Raw genomic sequence first — 2,449 nt, 5'->3', positions numbered from 1 at the left:
GTAGGGTAAAACCTAAATTTGTACGCTTTTTCAACCATCTATTGTTTACTTTTCCACATTTACATTTTAACAGACTATTTGTAAAACCGCAACATTGATTGGTTTTCCCATCCCTCCGCTCCCCTGCGGGAGAGCGCGGGTCTTCAACCAACGTTGAGATAAAGTCCTAGCCTCTAGTGCCGCTACTGGGAAGTTAAAAGTCATGCATTTAAAAGCGAGTGCTAATTGGCGAGGTTTCCTACGAGGCGCCTACTGTGCGGAATTACTTCCGCACACAGCCCCTCCGGAATGTAAGACGCACATCTGACAGTCAATCATTTTTGATTTGTAATTGTTTTAGAATTTTGTAACTGGTCAGTTATTTCCGCCACCCTGCAGTAGTCTAAAAACTTTACTGCTCATATAAAGTGGGCTAAAACTCTCTATGTAAAGTCCAACAATATACACTTGTAGTGCAGCCAGTTCGAGACCAATCGACTTGCCCCTGAATACGAAGAGTTCTATTTTCACTGACTTTTACATCTACAATTACTTGATCGCCTTCGACAAAAAATTGTCCTTGAGGTTCGACTTGAATGGAGTAATATGTGTATTCACCTCCATTTTTTCTTAACCAATTAACTCTACTTCAGATCGAAAAATTCCATTACCGTTATGATAATAGGGTTATTTATCGTTGATGGGTAAAAACAATTGTTATTGTTTAGAAGTTTGAGTATTTTGCTGACGCTTTTTATAACAAGCAATGCAAGCACCAACAGCCAATAATCCTAGAGTACTCAGTGGTTCAGGAACAGGTTTTGGTTTTTCAGAAGATTCTACTCTGACATTATCAACTAGCAAAGCTGAGGTCTTATCAGTTCCATCTAGATCGTAAACTGCTATACCCACCGTGTAATCGCCAGCGGCAAGAAATGTTGAGAATGTTCCTTGAGATTTTTTCTCAAATTCAGGTGATGTCAGGGAACCAGGTGCAGGGAAATCACCTTCACTTTGAGCAAAAGTCTCAATCACCGTATTTGTGCCGTCAAATATAGTTACAATCGCACGGTCTGAAGGAAGAGAAAATAGACTAGTTGTGTTTCCATCGTTGGTAAGAAACTTCCAATCAAAACTCAGATTAAAATCATGCTCGAAAGAAAAAGATTGTTTGATCGCTGACCCTTCTTTAGAATCTAATTGAATCCCAGTCATAGCAGTTATAGGTGTATCAATTTGTAAGGCATCATTTTCTAGCCCCAAGAATGCTTGTAGTTGAGCATCGTTGATAGTGGCAATAGTGGCATCAGTACCTGAAAAATTATATTCACCATCACCAACATTATCGTCATCTCTCCAGGTTGTTGCAGTGGTTAACAAAGCCTGAAAGGAGCTATCTGTTGGATCGAAATTGTTGAAAGTACCTACTGTACTGACATCTCCGGTGGTCATCCAAGAAGTGAAGTCAGATTCAAAGCTGCCGTTGTTAAATGCTGCTGCTTGAACTGGCTTAGAAGTTATGGTTCCTAAGCTTAGTAAGCTGAGAGTAGCAACTGGAAGCAAGGAAAGACCACGGAAAAGGGATTTAGAAGTTGATAAAAGTTTGAACATTATTTTTGTGAATTGAATTAATTACAGAAATTGAGGGTTGATGCAACTTGATATTGTGGAAAACCGATTGAGTGAAGTGTTCTATTGAGCGTACTCAAATTTATTGAAAATTGTAGCAGATGATTTTCTAAAATTGTAGCACATAATTTGCTATTTTTCCCAGTTTACAAAATTCATCTTGTTGGATTTTTAGAGACGTTGCGTGCAACGTCTCTATGAGAATTGCTACGAGACTTGGGAACGGATTATCTTGTGAAACCTGCTCAAGGAAAAGTAATAGGAAACTTAGACAATTATATCTGTGTTCGGATTAAACACATTGCCGTCAGGATTTATGGATGAAACTCCATTCAGAACAACGATATTTTCTGGCGCTAGTCCACCAGTGTTCCCATCAGGGTCGATTTGGAACCATGTTGCATCAATTCCAAAGGCTCCCAAATCAAAGGGATTGATGTATGAATTATCAATTGCATCCTGAACAGTTCCTTCTGGGAATTGGTCATAGAAGTTTGATTCATTCTCAAGTAGAATACCCAAATCAAGTTTATCCCTACCACTCTGGAAGTCAGTTATGTCATCTCGTTGGTCCAATAATTGGGTGTAGACGAATATGTCATCTCCCTCTCCTCCAGTTAGCATATCCCTGCCTTCAAAGCCAGTTATGATGTCGTTACCTGGAGTTCCTTCAATCATGTCCATACCACTGGTACCGTCGATTATGTTAGCTGCTGGCACTACACCGATATGGTTACTAGGGTCATTGTCTGTGACATCATCAATGTCACTGCCATCTGGGTTGGTGAGTGGGTTGCCATTTTCATCTACTGGGTTGCCTGTGACTGTACCAATGTTGGTG

At 39.9% G+C, this 2,449-nt stretch carries 2 protein-coding genes; both read right to left on the bottom strand.

Annotated elements, in window-relative coordinates:
- Positions 1–696: 696 nt before the first annotated feature.
- Positions 697–1,590, bottom strand: coding sequence for a hypothetical protein (locus F6K13_RS28375; RefSeq protein ID WP_124155743.1), 894 nt, complete (start codon positions 1,588–1,590; stop codon positions 697–699).
- A 285-nt stretch (positions 1,591–1,875) separates the two neighbouring features.
- Positions 1,876–2,449: M10 family metallopeptidase C-terminal domain-containing protein (locus F6K13_RS28370; protein WP_287289191.1), on the bottom strand; the 574-nt coding region annotated here is incomplete at its 5' end.

Source organism: Okeania sp. SIO2B9 (assembly GCF_010672505.1).
GTDB classification, from domain to species: Bacteria; Cyanobacteriota; Cyanobacteriia; order Cyanobacteriales; family Microcoleaceae; genus Okeania; species Okeania hirsuta.
The sequence above is the reverse complement of the archived record's forward strand: the minus strand, read 5'-3'. Positions and strand labels throughout refer to the sequence as shown.

Excerpts from the sequence above, each read along its gene's own strand:
- F6K13_RS28375 (WP_124155743.1), bottom strand. The coding sequence starts at position 1,590 with ATGTTCAAACTTTTATCAACTTCTAAATCCCTTTTCCGTGGTCTTTCC.